The organism is Dictyobacter halimunensis, assembly GCF_036245075.1.
Window position 1 is genome coordinate 2,184,849 of record NZ_BSRI01000002.1, and the last position, 14,115, is coordinate 2,198,963.

General features: G+C 53.6%; 14 protein-coding genes and 2 tRNA genes. 7 read left to right on the plus strand and 9 right to left on the minus strand.

The window, feature by feature from the left end; genetic code table 11:
- Position 1 precedes the first annotated feature (1 nt).
- From AABA21_RS23130 to AABA21_RS23140, 3 genes are all read left to right on the plus strand, one after another.
- Positions 2–784, plus strand: a complete 783-nt coding sequence (locus tag AABA21_RS23130) for an ABC transporter permease (RefSeq protein ID WP_338253978.1) — start codon at positions 2–4, stop codon at positions 782–784.
- Positions 785–924: 140 nt separating this feature from the next.
- Entirely contained in the window at positions 925–1,800 is an 876-nt protein-coding gene (locus tag AABA21_RS23135) for an ABC transporter ATP-binding protein (RefSeq protein ID WP_338253979.1), read from the plus strand.
- A gap of 631 nt (positions 1,801–2,431) precedes the next feature.
- Positions 2,432–3,460, plus strand: a complete 1,029-nt coding sequence (locus AABA21_RS23140) for a helix-turn-helix domain-containing protein (RefSeq protein ID WP_338253980.1) — start codon at positions 2,432–2,434, stop codon at positions 3,458–3,460.
- A 37-nt stretch (positions 3,461–3,497) separates the two neighbouring features.
- Here the strand turns inward: AABA21_RS23140 and AABA21_RS23145 are convergent, their stop codons facing one another.
- The 5 genes from AABA21_RS23145 to AABA21_RS23165 form a co-directional block, all read right to left on the minus strand.
- Positions 3,498–4,049 (minus strand): GNAT family N-acetyltransferase, encoded by a 552-nt coding sequence (locus tag AABA21_RS23145; RefSeq protein WP_338253981.1) that lies wholly within the window; start codon positions 4,047–4,049, stop codon positions 3,498–3,500.
- Positions 4,050–4,068: 19 nt separating this feature from the next.
- Positions 4,069–4,347, minus strand: coding sequence for an Lrp/AsnC family transcriptional regulator (locus tag AABA21_RS23150; protein ID WP_338253982.1), 279 nt, complete (start codon positions 4,345–4,347; stop codon positions 4,069–4,071).
- A 289-nt stretch (positions 4,348–4,636) separates the two neighbouring features.
- Positions 4,637–5,599: a tRNA (adenosine(37)-N6)-dimethylallyltransferase MiaA gene (miaA, locus tag AABA21_RS23155; RefSeq protein ID WP_338253983.1), complete on the minus strand. Its 963-nt coding sequence runs from the start codon at positions 5,597–5,599 to the stop codon at positions 4,637–4,639.
- 14 nt (positions 5,600–5,613) lie between these two features.
- Positions 5,614–7,317, minus strand: coding sequence for an MFS transporter (locus AABA21_RS23160; RefSeq protein WP_338253984.1), 1,704 nt, complete (start codon positions 7,315–7,317; stop codon positions 5,614–5,616).
- A complete protein-coding gene (locus tag AABA21_RS23165; protein WP_338253985.1) occupies positions 7,314–7,925 on the minus strand; it encodes a serine/threonine protein kinase in 612 nt (203 codons plus the stop codon). Before AABA21_RS23165 ends, AABA21_RS23160 begins: the two co-directional genes overlap by 4 nt.
- Before the next feature lie 542 nt (positions 7,926–8,467).
- On the opposite strand from AABA21_RS23165, the gene AABA21_RS23170 reads away from it, so the two are divergent.
- The 4 genes from AABA21_RS23170 to AABA21_RS23185 all read left to right on the plus strand — a co-directional run bounded on the left by AABA21_RS23170 (position 8,468) and on the right by AABA21_RS23185 (position 10,714).
- Positions 8,468–9,763: a hypothetical protein gene (locus AABA21_RS23170; RefSeq protein ID WP_338253986.1), complete on the plus strand. Its 1,296-nt coding sequence runs from the start codon at positions 8,468–8,470 to the stop codon at positions 9,761–9,763.
- A 61-nt stretch (positions 9,764–9,824) separates the two neighbouring features.
- Positions 9,825–9,904: transfer RNA gene (locus AABA21_RS23175), tRNA-Leu, on the plus strand.
- 70 nt (positions 9,905–9,974) lie between these two features.
- A tRNA-Val gene (locus AABA21_RS23180) sits at positions 9,975–10,048 on the plus strand.
- A gap of 294 nt (positions 10,049–10,342) precedes the next feature.
- Positions 10,343–10,714: a response regulator gene (locus tag AABA21_RS23185; RefSeq protein WP_338253987.1), complete on the plus strand. Its 372-nt coding sequence runs from the start codon at positions 10,343–10,345 to the stop codon at positions 10,712–10,714.
- 191 nt (positions 10,715–10,905) lie between these two features.
- On the opposite strand, the gene AABA21_RS23190 is transcribed toward AABA21_RS23185, so the two are convergent.
- From AABA21_RS23190 to AABA21_RS23205, 4 genes are all read right to left on the minus strand, one after another.
- Positions 10,906–11,667, minus strand: coding sequence for a methyl-accepting chemotaxis protein (locus AABA21_RS23190; RefSeq protein WP_338253988.1), 762 nt, complete (start codon positions 11,665–11,667; stop codon positions 10,906–10,908).
- Between the two features lie 164 nt (positions 11,668–11,831).
- On the minus strand, positions 11,832–12,947 hold the full coding sequence (locus AABA21_RS23195; protein WP_338253989.1) for a sensor histidine kinase: 1,116 nt from the start codon (positions 12,945–12,947) through the stop codon (positions 11,832–11,834).
- A gap of 246 nt (positions 12,948–13,193) precedes the next feature.
- Complete coding sequence (locus tag AABA21_RS23200) at positions 13,194–13,784, minus strand: LysR family transcriptional regulator substrate-binding protein (RefSeq protein WP_338258467.1); 591 nt, start codon at positions 13,782–13,784, stop codon at positions 13,194–13,196.
- Entirely contained in the window at positions 13,681–14,103 is a 423-nt protein-coding gene (locus tag AABA21_RS23205; RefSeq protein ID WP_338253991.1) for a LysR family transcriptional regulator, read from the minus strand. Before AABA21_RS23205 ends, AABA21_RS23200 begins: the two co-directional genes overlap by 104 nt.
- Between the last annotated feature and the right edge of the window lie 12 nt (positions 14,104–14,115).

Below are 14,115 nucleotides of genomic sequence, written 5' to 3' on the forward strand. Positions count from 1 at the left end.
CATGTCTCTGTTCGCAACGTTCCTGGGAGCTTTAAAATACGAATTCCGCATGCAGGTGCGCCGCCCCTGGCTGTGGATCACGATGGGTCTCATCCAGTTAATCATCCTGGGCTTTATGTTCAGAACACCAGGCGTCCTGACCATGATCCAGCACCTCAAGGGCGCGCCGATTGTGGCCACCACGGCCTACTGGACCAATATCGTCAACTACCTGCTGCCGGTGGCGGTCGCCATCTTGATCGCTGACCGGCTGCCCCGCGATAAGCGGACGCGCGTGCAGGAGATTCTGACGACGCTACCGGGCTCAGCGGCGGGCCGGCTATGGGGCAAGTACCTGGGCAGTACGCTGGCGACGCTGCTGCCAATCCTGATCTTCTACATCCTGGGTATCCTGGTCATCTTTGTACAGACGCTCAACGCCTATGTGTTCCTGGTGGCCATCGCTACCTTCGCTACTATCATCTTACCGGGCATGCTGCTGGTGGGGGCCGCCGCCATTGCCATACCGGCGCTGATCTGGGTGCCGCTGTTCCAGTTCCTGTTCGTCGGCTACTGGTTCTGGGGAAACCTCTACAAACCACATGGCATCCCCACGCTGAGCGATACCATCCTCACGCCGGCGGGCGGCTATATGAGCCGTGGCTTCTTCGGGGTCACCGTCTTCCCGGTCGATCGGGCCAGCGCCGGGCAAGGGCTGCTCAGTATGCTGGTGCTGCTCGGACTGGCCGCGTTGATCATGCTCGCCCTGAACGGTTATCAGCAGTGGCAGTTGCGACACCAATAAATCAGGTAGACCCGACTATGGACCTGTCCAATAAACGCGACCGCAGACGCATCACAAATGAAAGGTTAACGACTATGCTATACACATCAACACCGATCGAAAAACGCAATATAAATGACGAGAAGAAGGATACACAATCAATGAACATTCAAATTCAGCAGCTTAATAAAATATATCGCGGCAATGTGCAGGCATTAAACAACCTATCGCTGGAGATCCCTCACGGTATGTTTGGTCTGCTGGGACCCAACGGAGCTGGCAAAACGACGTTTATGCGTATCCTGGCCGGCATTCTGCAGCCGACCAGCGGAGCGATCCAGGTCGGTCCTTACGACGCGACCACCCCCCAGGGCCGGCAGCAGGTACAACAGATACTGGGCTACCTGCCCCAGGACCTGGGGATGTATCCCGATCTCAGCGCGCGCGAATTTTTGGATTATATAGCGATCCTGAAGGGTCAGAAAGAGCCCAAAGTACGGCAGCAGCGCGTCGAGGAGCTGCTGGAAATGGTAGCCCTCAAGCACGTGGCGCAACGCAAGATCAAGACCTACTCGGGTGGCATGAAACGCCGTGTCGGTATCGCGCAGGCCCTGCTTAATAATCCACGCTTCCTGATCGTCGACGAGCCGACCGCCGGCCTCGATCCCGAAGAGCGCATCCGCTTCCGCAATCTGCTCTCGGACCTGGCCGGGGAGCGTACGGTCCTGCTCTCAACCCATATCGTTGAGGATATCGCGCAGACCTGCCGCAATATCGCCATGATGAAGTCCGGCCAGGTCATCTTCCAGGGTACGATCGCGCAGATGCTTGAACAGACCCGCGGTCATGTCTGGCATATCACCACCGATGGCCCACGGCCCGAGGGCAACTTCAGCATCGTCTCGACCAATCAGATGAGTAGTTCAACACAGTACCGCGTAGTTGGTACGCCAGCCAATGGGCTGCAGGCCATCCCGGCTGAACCCGGCCTCGAAGATGGCTACGTATGGTTTATGCACAACCAGCCAGCACGCTAGCACACCAATAAACAGCCGGTGGCACACGTTGCGATGCCACCGGCTGTTTATTGCTATGTTAAAAGTGGGGTGTCATTCATGTTTTTGCCAAAGAGAAGGCGACAAGAAACACGAAACGTCCCAAAAATCGAAACATCCCTCAAAAAAAGGAACGCCCCTGTAGGGTCGACCTTCAACGGTCGACCGGGCCGCGAGCGCCAGCGATTGCGGCCCCTGTACCCCCACAACACCGCTTCCCATGGCATCCATGCTGGCCCACGTGGTTCCCGAACGTGAACGTTGCACAGGCGTACCCAAAAGCGAACGTTCCTCCTGAGGTACCACGTGGGGCGAGATATTTTCCACGAGAAGCCGAACCGGCCGGGCACGTGGGCTGCCGTCGCTGGCGCTGGCAGCCCGGTCGACCGTTGAAGGTCGACCCTACACGGGCGTTCCGGTTTTCGGGGGCGTTCCGGTTTTCGGGGGCGTTCCGGTTTTCGGGAGTGTTCCGGGTTTCGGGGGCGTTCCGGTTTTTGTTGCCTTCTCTTTGGCAAAAACATGAATGACACCCTCAAAAGGGGGAGGGAGATACGTTTCTTTATTGGAAATGGTATACTAGAGATAGATCAATGCAGGAACGCAGGTGTATAGGATGGAAACCTCGAAACAGAAAAACTTCGCTGAGATCGTGAAGTATCAGCGGGAGATGCGTGGCTGGTCTCAGGCCCGCATGGCTGAAGAACTGGGCACGACCCCCAATCGCATCAGTTCATGGGAACGCAACGTTTCTGTCCCTTCCGCGTACTTCCGCGAAAAGCTGTGCTCGCGGCTGGACATGAATGTCCATGAGCTCGGGTTGCTATCCGAACCACCACCAACCACTCCGTCTATCGACCTCTCTGAAGACCAGGACCAGGCTATGACATTCAACCCGCCCATGGAGATCGGCGAGGTAGCCTCGGAAATCTCACTCACCGGTCCACGACCAGCAGCGCGCAAACGCTTATTTATCCTTGTTCCGCTCATCGCACTGATAGTAGTGGTCAGCGCCGCCTTCATCGCCTTTAGCAGTGGTTTTATCAGCATCACGCCATCCGATCCTTATGCTCCCCATACCGGCCACCTGGTCCTTAACAGTACTCTGCAGCAGCAGGATCCAGCCATCAACTGGCAGGAAGGAACCAATGCGAGCGATGCACGCTGTACGTTCAAAAATAATACCTATGTCGCCTATCAGCCTCAGACTGGTCGCTTCCATGCGTGCATCGCTCAGAAGACCGATTATAGCAATTTCGCGTATGAAGTAGAGATGACTATCGAGCAGGGGGAATTCGGAGGCATCGTTTTCAGATCAGAGGATGGCATAGATGGACGCTTCTATCTTTTCCGCGTCCACACCGATGGCTCATACTGGTTCTATCGCTTCGCCGACAACAGCATCGACCATGCCACGCTGCTTGACCAGGGTACCAGCAAGGCCTTCAACCAGGGGTTGAACCAGCCCAACCTGATCGCGGTGGTGGCGCAGAATGATGTCCTGACACTCTACATCAACCAGAAAGAGATCTCATCGGTCCATGATGGGGGCTATACACACGGGCAGATTGGACTGCTCGCAGGCTCAATGACCATGGGGCCAGGGGAAGCTGCCTTTAAGAACGTGCGCGTCTGGACCCTATAGAGGCCATACTATTATCAGTACCACGGAAAAAGAACGCTCAAGAATGGGGACGCAGGCTCTGCCACTCGTGGTCCAGCATGGCATACTGCAGGGTATCCCACCAGCGGCCCTTCAACCACTCGCTCTCGAGCTGTGAGCCCTCATAGCGCATGCCGATCTTCTCCAGCACATGTGCTGAAGCGATATTCTCCGCCAGGCAATAGGCCCAGATACGATGCAGTTGTAATTGCTCAAAGCCAAACGCCAGCAGTGCCAGCGAAGCCTCCGTGGCGTATCCATGGCTCCAGTAGCGGTGATCCAGCTCATAACCCAGATCAGCCACCTCAGCATGCGCGTGATTCATACGCAGGCCACAATTGCCGATCAGCTGATTGTTCTCGCGCAAAACTATTGCCAGTTGATACTTTTTCCGTGGATGCTCACGACTCCAGTTGATAAACATCTTGATCAGAGAGCGAACATCCATCTCAGTGCGATGCGTCCAGGGATTAAAGCGCAAAAATTCGGGATCGGATTGATACTCTAGTGTTGGCTTCCAATCTCGCTCATCGAAATCACGCAGTATAAGTCGTTCAGTATGCAATATCATAAAAATCAGGTGGCTCTATTTATTCAACGCCTAAATCCCACGCCTGCTGTAGATCGGCGCGTGAAAACACCTTAAAGCCCATCAATGTATGTGTTTTGGTGATGGTCGTCAATTTTAACATATGGTCAGTTACCACACTGGCCAGGTTCTCATAATTCTGGAAACGTAGTAAAGCAACCAGATCATATTCGCCAGTCACTGAATAGACCTCCGCCACACCTTTCACCTCTAATAAGCGCTGTGCGGTCTCATTCACAGTGCCACGCTGCACATTGATCAAGACGAGTGCGGTAACCATTGCTCTATTCCCTTTCTTTTCGCCACATATAAAAAGCATCAAACAGAATAATTTCTCATTATTATATCCTATGCGTGCGGTGTGTGTCTGCGATCCCTGACGGGCGCGCCTGCGGGGCGCCCGAGGTTTTAGGGGGTCCCGTGTGAAAAACAGCGCGTCAAGCGCTGTTTTTCACACGGGACTTTAGAAAGGAGGGGCTTCCGATCCATCATTCAAAAGAAATGCCAGTAATGTATAGTGTGGCTGGAAACGGGGCGCAGCTGCGCCCCGTTTCCAGCCACACTATACATTACTGGCGCGCCGCAGGCGCACTCTCTTTGGGATGAGTAAGAAAAGCCCGCACGGCAGCGCTCGCCCGCGCGACCAGATCCCCCTCTGCCCCATCGAGCCAGAGGATACGCTGATCGCGTCTGAACCAGCTTAGCTGACGACGCGCGAAATCATGGGAGGCATATTTGAGGCGCTGCACCATCTCGGCTTCGCTGGCGAACTCTCCTCGGAGCCAGCGGCTCACAAAGCGATATTCGAGGCCAAAAGAATCCAGGCGTTCGTGGCTCAGGCCCTTCTCCAGCTGCTCCTGCACCTCCGCTACCAGTCCCTGCTGTAGTCGTTCGTCGATGCGGCTATCGATCCGCTGATAGAGGACCTCGCGTGGCCATTGGATGCCCAGCAAGAGGCAGCGATACAGGGGTCGGGCGATTCTACGCTGCTGTGAGAAGGGCTTGCCGGTGACCAGGCAGACCTCCAGCGCCCGAATGACGCGGCGTGGATTTTTTCGATCGACGCTGGCCGCGCTCTGTGGATCAAGCTGTTCCAGTTCACACAAGAGATCTTCCAGGGGGCGGGACTCGAGCTGCGCGCGCAACTCGGGCTGCGGCTCAACGGTGGGGATATCAAAGTTGTCCACCACGGTCTGGATGTAATGCGGTGAGCCTCCTACCAGCAGAGGAAGGTGTTCGCGGCGCAAGATCGCGTCAATCGTAGCGATCACCTCCCGCTGAAACTGGGCCACGCTATAGATCTCCTCTGGCTCAACCACATCCAGGAGATGATGAGGAACCAGGCTCCTCTCGTGCGGTGTCACCTTGGCGGTCCCGACATCCAGGCCCCGGTAGACCTGGCGCGAATCCGCGGAGACGATCTCTCCATTAAACTGCTGCGCCAGCGCGATACCCAGCGCACTCTTCCCCGAAGCGGTCGGACCCAGTACCACCACCAGGTCCGGTCGCGCGACGTCTGTTTCGTTCTCCACGGCAATCCTTCTAGTTACAGGCGTTTATACCTCACCAGGTAATCAATCCTCTCCACCAATCCCACCATAATGCCTATCGCTAACAGGATACCAAATACTGTAAAGAGGCTAAACTCGAAACCGAAAGTCAGGAAGATACCCAGGATAGCGCCGACCAGCAGGGCCAGGATGATCATCATCAAGCGCGACTGCTGCGTTGAGGTCTGAACGCCCTTAATCAGGGCAAAGATCCATTTGTGTGGAGGGGTATAGACACCCGTGGTAGCTCCGATGGCGGCGATCGACAGCATCACGATCAATTGCACCCAGACTGGCGAGGCGCGTACCCCGACCTGCCAGATCAGTTCGCCCAGGCCAAGCAGCACCAGGGAACTGACCATCCCCGTCAAGGAACGGTTATAGACGCCCTCCGCGCGCCAGCTGCGTTCATAGCGCAGTACCAGCGCGCCAAAGGTAGAGGCCGGAATAGCGATAAACAGGATCAATAAGAACAAGGGATTACTGTTGTGCGCCGATGCGCTCAGTGAGAGCGGACGCAGCGGCGCCAACCAGGTATACGCCAGGCTGGCCAGCATAAAGGAACACATCAGCGTCAACAGCAGCTGCCGCCAGCGGCGTAACCGGCTCCCCATCGGCCAGGGGTCCCAGTCATTCATATTGCGAGTACCGTATTTGAGGTCCGAGGCGGGCGTGGACAGTGCTGGCGGCGTCATCACCTGTGATCTATTAACACCTGTGACGATCGGGACATCGTCCTGGCTATCCAGTTCGTCATCATCGTAGTAATCCAGATCAGCCCCATTGGTGCGTCCCGGATGGCGCTGGTTGCGCACAATAAAGCCCTGCACCTCCGCCTCAACCTTCACAATCACTTCGCGCTGCACATCATCATCCACCATGATCACAATCGTGCCGCTATAGTGATTCTGGCGCGGAAGCTGCAAGCTATTGACGCGCACACTGATCTCGCTCAGAGGCGCATCAAACATCGTCTGGCTCAACTGAATCCAGGAATCTTCGGTATGGATGGTTCCACTCACATCTTCGGCCGACTCATCTCCGATGGTAATCTTCAACGGCGCCGAGAGGCCGGGATACACGGTACCAAAGTCCAGCACGCGCGGACTGACCGGGACAGGTATGTGTCCCTTCTGCGTCTGGCGCTGCCGTCCGCTGGTTGCCTGAGTCACGGGAGGGGGAGTATAGGCCCGCGACGTTGGATTGCGTACCTGTACATTGACGTTGCTCACCGTATTGTTTAAATTGAAGTCGGGCGGCAGCATATAGCGACCGGGCCCCGCCTTGCTATAAAGCACCGCCTCGACAAACTTCTCGATCGCATCGACCGGATCAGCAACCGTCTGCGCCAGGCGATGGGCAAGCTCCGACAACTCGTCTTCGCCCAGGTCTAATAACCACGACTCGATCTCCTGATCTACCAGGTACTCGGCCGCTTCCTCGGGATAGGTCGCGCACAGGCGAGCCAGCTCCTCAGGGGTCGAAGCCACATCGCCGGTGGCAAAACCAAAGGTACCCACACCCAGTAACGCATGGCGGAACATCTCCACACTCTCATAGCGCTCACTCGGCTTGATGCTGGTCGCCTTCTCCAGCGCGCGGGCCACCATCGGAGAGATGCGCGGATTAATCGCACGCACATCTTCCAGGCCAAAGCCCTCATCCGACAAAGTATTGGTCAACAGGTGGAAGATCGTCATCCCCAGCGCATAGATATCCGAGCGCTCGTCGGTCTGCGCCTTCCCGTATTGTTCAGGGGGGCGTAGCCAGGCGTCCCTAAAATCTGCGTATCAGGCGCATTGGAGGGGCGGAAGAAACGCGCAATGCCAAAATCGATCAACTTGATCTGCCCGCTGCGCGACAACATAATGTTTCCCGGTTTCATATCGCGGAAAATGATGGGGGGACTGTGACTGTGCAGATAGGCCAGCACATCGCACAACTGGCGCGCCCAATCCAGCACGCGCCTCTCAGGGAAGGGAGCCTGATTGCGCTCCAGCAGTTCCTCTAGCGTAGATCCATCAATATAATCCATGACCAGGAAGTAACGATCACCCTGGGTGAATACACCATGCACAGTGGGCAGGTTGGGATGGTGCAAGGACCACAACATTTTAGCCTCAACCTTGAAGTTGTGGATGGTTTGTGGCTGCTCATTTGGTGGGATCAAAGACAGGCTCATCTCCTTGATGGCGTAGAGTTGCCCCTGCTCTTTGATATCCTTCGCCAGATATACCGCACCCATGCCACCTTTTCCAATCACCCGTTGGATCTGGTAGCGCTTATGAAGAAAGGTGCCGCGGTCCAAAAGACCGGATTGGTTTTTCGATCGGCCGCTGATTGTGAGCCCCCCATCTTTTCACTGCATTTGTACGGGATACGATATGTGCCCTTCAGTATAGCATAACCCCCTTAGGACCTACTACCTACTAGGACGGTAGATTACACCCTAAATTCCTGAGGCCTGTTCCAATTCAATTGCTCACACCCCCACTACTTATATGACTGTTCCTGTTGAGAATCATACACATAATTTGACGTAAAATATTGTCACAAAGTAAAACCTGCACAAGCATAAGTACTATCATCCCTCTACATGCGGGAGGTGCAGGAGGTCGGCTAGCCCTCCTGCCGGGGGTGGGAACACCCCCGGCAGGGAGGACCCTGCACCCCGCTTCCTCCGGAGGAAGCGGGGTGCAGGCATATTATACACATACTCATATCTACTATCAACGAATTATATTACATTTCTCGTTCACGAAAATGCACTCCTGGCAAACTATTATTTTATGCATCTGTTTATAATATCTCTAGCAAATGTTTGTAGTAGAGTTAAGGTTGGTATTTCGTATGACAAGCTTAATCAGGCAACGTAGTCGGCAAAAAACTCATCTATTATTTGCGTTCAGTTCGTTCCTTATCGTAGCTGGTGGGATAACAGGATTCCTCTGGCAGACACTAGAGAACGGTAAGGCGGCGGATATACAGGTAACTGGAGGACCCTCGCTTTCGGCCGCCGCCGTAGATCATATTTTCGCGCAGGCGGGCAGCCCCATGGTGGGGACCGGAGCCCTCATCGAGCGCGCCTCACGCGCCACCCATATTGATGACGCCTTCGCCCTGGCGGTCTGGTGGGCCGAAACAAATGACGGCATGGCCGGCGTAGGATTGGGAGATCGCAATCCCGGTAGTGTGCGCGGCAACGGCACATATCCCGTGGCCTATGACGGCTACACCGTCTATCCATCCTATGCGGCAGCGATAACCGAATGGTTCAACCTGCTCCACAACCGGTATATCGGGCAGGGAGCCACCACCGTCTACAGCATCAGCGGCCCCTATGTTGGCACCTCTGGCTCTGGCAGCTGGGCCTACAAAGTGGTCACCCTGATGGCCCGCTATCGCAATGAAGCACCATCTCTACCAGATGCGCCGATACATCCCCAGGCCGCTCCCACTGCGCAGCCTACCCCCCAGACACGTGCCTACCTGCCAATCGGCAACGAACAGAACTGGGAGCAACGAGCCAGCGAAAAGCGCCACCACCCCTGGCTCGATCAAGAGGCAGAAACCAGCAATCAAACCAGCGGCCCACAGCGAGTTCCGCTACAGAACACTCGGGAAGTGATAAATCCAGTCATCCGGCCAGATGAGCCATCCGACCTGCAGCAACCGCTGCTCATTGGGGGCGTTATGCTGCTCTCCATTCTGCTGGCCTATTCCGGTCTCAGGCTGCGCCATCGCCGCATCATCGCCGTCTCAGGGACCAAACTCCGAACCAGTACCGCTCCAGTCGAGGTGTCACGCCATACCACCACCGAAAAACTAGTACCTGTGCCGCCCACACCCATGCTGATCAAACTAGAAGGAGTCCCACCCACACCCATGCTGGCCACCATCGGATCGGTCCCTCTCACACCATACCTGCCGAACCACGATGGCGCGGCGAGCTATCCATCGCGCGGAGAAAGCACCACCGAGAAGTTGCCATCAATAGCTATAGGAAACCCCAACGGCAGTACTACCGAAATGCTCAAGCTCATCCGAATCACTGCTATAACTCTGCCGGGTGGAGCCCCGGTAAAAGCCAGAAATAAAGAGGGAAGGTACCTGAAACGATTTGACGGCAACCCCGAAAATGCCTAAAAAAACTGTTGACAAAATAGCATCATCAGTGTTAATATAGTCCACGTAGTCGCGCAGTAATGCCCTCGTGGCGGAATGGTATACGCAGCAGCTTGAGGGGCTGTGCCGAGAGGCGTGGTGGTTCGAGTCCACTCGAGGGCACCTGATCAAACAACATCCGAAAAGAGCAATCAGATCGGATGCGCAATCTTTATCTGCGAGACTTACACACGGGCGATTAGCTCAGTTGGTTAGAGCGACTGTTTTACACACAGTAGGTCTGGGGTTCGAATCCCTAATCGCCCACCTGAATCCGCCTGGCAGGCCCATTCATAGCAAGCAACTAGAAAAGCTATGGGTGGGCTTTTTGCTATGTGAGAACGGCTGATTCGTCAAAACGACTGATTTTTTCTCCTTTATTGTACTGTATCAAGCAGGTGAAAGTAGTCATCGGCAAGGTGGTTGCATCTTCCTCAAGTTGTTAACGTGAATCTTCAACCAATGACTGTATCTATACGTGTTCAAATAATAAAGGTACATATATTGTAGAGCGATACACAGTCATTGGCTGAGAGAAAAACGATGAGGAAAAGAATACTCGTGATTGACGAAGCCCAATGCGTTCTCAAGTTGTTTCGCGAACTATTGGAAGATGAGGGGTATGAAGCCATTCTCTTGCCCTGCCCAATACAAAAAGCCCAGGATGTAGAGGTCATAAAACCAGACCTTATCATCATCGAGTTCATCTTTAATTGCAAAAATGTAGGGTGGTCAATGTTACAGATGCTCAAAACGCATTGTCCCACATCGTGCATTCCGGTTATCGTGTGTACTACAGATGCAATAGCAGTAGAAAGACAATACTTGTCTTTGCAAGGCATCCCAGTCGTGTATAAACCCTTTGATATAGACGACCTGATAGCAACAGTTAGGCAGGTATTTGCATTAAGTGAAGTAGCTCTACCCATGTAGAGGTATAAGATCCTTGCTGACCCACGCACAGTGTGTTTGGAACACAAAAACAGGGTCCTTGTAACTCGACGACTATGCCTGGCTACTTCCTCGTTGGCGAGGACACATCCTTATTTCTTGTCCCCTTCTTCTCGCAAAAATATGACGCACACTCCTCTATCTCATTTTCTATAAGAAAAGCCAATCTTTACTCATTTATTTAGCTCTATCAGTATAGCGTCGATGACGGTGCCGGTACGCCCTACATGGGGGACACGCCCGGTCATCTTAGCTTCGCGAATGGCCTGGATGACCAGGGGCATATTCTCACGAATGCGTTCAAGTTCCCTGGCCTCGCGCTGATAGCGTTGGAAGCGGGTAAGAAGATTGTTGAATGAGATGGCGACGGGCCGGAGGACATTGTTCTGCGTGATGGGGACGCGGACGGTAAAGTCTCCATTGGCGACCTGGCGCTGTGTATCGACCAGGTATTTAATGCTCTGCTCTAACTGGCGCTTCTGCATGGCATTGTTGCGCTCGTATTCAGCGATCTCATGCTCCATCGCGGCCAGCTTCTCCGCTTTATTCGCCCGTTTGAGCGCATTGTTGGCGCTCTGTACCCATTGATAGGTGCCAAGGGCCACCGCGATCTGCAGCAGGACGGGGCGGGAAATAACTACACCCCAGCCAGACATGGCGAGGTAGTGATTCAGGTCCGCCGCCCGCGCTCCAAATACGATATCCAGAATCATAAAGCTGCAATTAAACAGACAGACCAGAAATACAGAGACTGGATTGAGCAATGAGACGGCGATCAGCTCGGAGGCGATCATAATGTCGAACAGGGGTAGGTTGATCAGACCGAGGCCGCCCCTGACGGCTAAAGCTGTGACGACGTTACCACCATCGATGATAAGGAGCATAAGTAAGGCCGCCATCGTTACATCACCGCGGCGCAGAAGCCAGATCGTCACTCCCACTAAAACAACAATTGCATCAGTCTATCTCTTATAGAAAAACCAGGAAATGTAGAAGCGATAACCAATTATGTTGACTTTACAAGGAGTGGAAGATGAGGGGCGTGGAGCGGCAGGGTTGCTTCTTGAGGCAATTTATAAATTGGTCAATGCTATGACTTCTAATCTATTGCGGTGGCAATGGAAAAAAAAACCGAGAAGATCGATCCTTTCCCTTCTTCGCTTTGCACATTGATATATCCTCCATGGCGCTTCACGATGGATTCGCAGATATAGAGACCAATACCCAGGCCTGGAAAATTCAGGCACTGTTCATTGCTCACGCGATAAAAACGCTGAAAAATGTCGTGGTGATAGGCTCTGGCAATGCCCAGGCCAAAGTCCTGTACCCTGATGATCGCATTTCTCTGATCGGCATCGGTCTCGACGCATACGATCACCTGATTGGCATGGGGAGAATACTTGATAGCATTCGTGAGCAGATTCATTAAGACCTGTCCGATGCGATCTTTATCCCCAAACATCTGCACCTGGGCACTCTGCGTGACCGCGATGTGATGGGTGTGCGTCGTCTCCTGTACGATCTCTACTACTTCTTGCACCAGTGCATTTAAGAGGAAGGATTCTTTGTGATATTCAAGCTGGCCGTTCTCCATGATGGAGATGTCCAGCATCTCGTTGATGCGCTTGGTCAGTTTATTGAGTTGCACATCCATACGCGTCAACATGCGGAGACTCTCCGCATCGTTACGCTGCTTGAAGCGGCGCAGTAACACCTGGGTAAAACCTTTGAGGCTGGTAATAGGCGTCTTCAATTCATGGCTGGCCATGCTGATAAACATGTCCTTCTGCCTCTCTTCGGCTTTGCGTTTGCTGATATCGCGGGCAATTTTAGCACCCCCGATAATCTTTCCCTGGCTATCCTTCACCGGCGATATACTCAGAGAAACATCAATGCGCGTCTTGTCTTTGCGCACACGTACGGTTTCATAGTGCTGAATGGGGATACCGGCCTTGAGATTCTTAATAATTTCAACCTCTTCATGCTGTAATTCGGGAGGGACAATGATGAGGATAGATTTCCCGATAGCCTCCTCGGCGGTGTAGCCAAACAATTCCTCAGCCGCGTGATTCCAGCTCATAATGATGCTATCAAGCGTTTTGCTGACGATAGCATCATCAGAAGAATTAACAATTGCCGCCAGGAGCGCTTTCTCTTCTAACGCTTTGACTGAAGAATTCTCATTATTAGCAAGCTTTTTGGCCGGCGATGCCATACAGTTTCGTCCTTCTTAGGAATATCAATATCTATCAACGGTCAGCTAATCAGAGGCAGAATATTCACAGCATATAGATAATATGTCATCCTATACTAATCCTGCACGTATTGCCTCTCTATAATTTACTATTAATGCTGATATTATACATCTTTTAGAGGCGGATGACAGGTGTTGCAATGGGATTCAGTATTTCTTAATCAGCGATTCGACATTCTGCTGGTCATCAGTCTTTTTGTCCTTCAATCATACCATATTTCCCTCAAAAGACTCATTCTGCTTGTGTCCCCAGGCCCTGGCGGTCTGCAGAAACAGGGCGACCCCTGGTGCTACGGTTCTGGCCGATTTGATACCAAGCCCGATCTGAAGCGGTTGTGGTGGATCAAGCGGAAGCGAGACGACCCCTTCCAACTTTGTGGGTAGCATCTGTCTCGGGAGCAGCGTAATACCCAGCCCTTCCCTCACCATAGCCAGAATGGTCGCGCTATCACTGGCACGATAGCGAATATGCGGTCGGTTCTTGCTGGTGCCAAAGCCGACGCGCTGGAGTAGATGCACAGCGCACTGGCTCTTCTCAAGAATAAAGCCCTCTTCGCGTAACTCTTTAAAGGTTACAGCAGCCCGTCCGCATAGACGATGATCCGTTGGCACCAGTATACATAGTTCGTCTGTGGTAATCAGGCTACTCTCGATGTTAGGAGCTGGCAGAACCACAAAACCGATATCGACGACGCTATCCTCGATCCAGTCTCCAACTTCCTGCATGGCCCCCTCGAACAATACTACCTCCATGTCGGGATAGCTCTGTTGAAAACTGGTCAGTAGACTGGCAAGCAGATCGGGGGGGGATGATGGAGTTGATACTGCCCAACCGCACTTTTCCAGACGCCTTACCCTGAGCCACCCTGGCTTCCTGCTCGATAGACTCCGCCTGTGCCAGCAATGCCCGCACATGGGGGATGATTTTTTGTCCCGTCGCCGTAAGCGAGACCACGCCTTTGCGGTTGCGCTCAAGCAGCGTTACCCCAAGCTCGCTTTCTAGTGAGGCCAGGGCATGGCTGACCGCAGATTGCGTCAGATTGATGGTGTACGCGGCTTCGGTAAAGCTTCCGGTATCCGCCAGCGCCACCAGGCTTTGCAGTTGCGAGAAGTTCATATGAATTTCTTT